We start from the raw sequence: 877 nt of genomic DNA on the forward strand, positions 1-877 counted from the left end.
TCTATCCGGTATTCATAGCCGTGTACTCCCTTGTAGTACTCCGGGTACATCTCCCCGCCACAGCTTTCACAACGGAACTTTGGCGGTACACTCGGATCTCCTCCATCCATCCGATCCATTTCCCTCACCACTCCCATTGGGATTACCTCCGCTTCCTCACACTGCAAACAGATATAGTTTACTCCCTTGTGGCTCCCCTGGGACGAGCTTGATGGTTGTTTCTTCTTTTTCTTCTCGGGTTTTCGTCTCTTCGATACCGGTGACACCTCTGATCATCCTCTCCAATACGGCCCGGGTCGTTACACAAGCCGCGTATTTTACCACCAATTGGCCGTTCTCCAGACCTACTTCTCCCTTGTACTCATACTTACACCCACAGTTCAGACAGACCAGCGGATCCTGGCCTGTCTCCTCTCTGATCTTATCCGACCAGCTCCTGCGCTTCAAGACTCGCTTCGCTTTGACGATCCATTTCCTCACTTGCTTCTGCCAAGCACTTACTAGTTTCTTGCACATTCCCTTGATCCGTCGCGCGTATACGCCATAATGCCGGATCGTCTTGAACTGCTCATCCGGGATATGTCGTACTAAGCGGCTGATGAACTCTTCTACACTCACCGTTTCCCGCTTTTCCTTCTCCTCGGTCTTATCATAGTATCGAAACGTCACCTGTTGACCGTCATACGCCTCGATCCGATTTAACGCAATCGCGGGTCGACGAATATACCGGCCAATGTACGCCAACTGCTTCTTTACATTTCCTTTTTGTCGCGGCGCATACACATAGAAGCCTTCCCCATTTTCGGAGTAGACCTTCTGCAGCAGCGGTTGTACTTCCTTTTTCTCCTCCTCGTTCAAGTGTTTTCGAATCAGCTTC

General features: G+C 50.5%; 1 protein-coding gene. It reads right to left on the reverse strand.

Going from position 1 to position 877, the window contains the following annotated elements; genetic code table 11:
• Positions 1-156: 156 nt before the first annotated feature.
• The coding region (locus PKO02S_RS32085) for an IS91 family transposase (protein WP_127589358.1) at positions 157-877 on the reverse strand (721 nt) is incomplete at its 5' end.

The organism is Paenibacillus koleovorans NBRC 103111, assembly GCF_004000845.1.
Lineage (GTDB): Bacteria > Bacillota > Bacilli > Paenibacillales > NBRC-103111 > Paenibacillus_AA > Paenibacillus_AA koleovorans.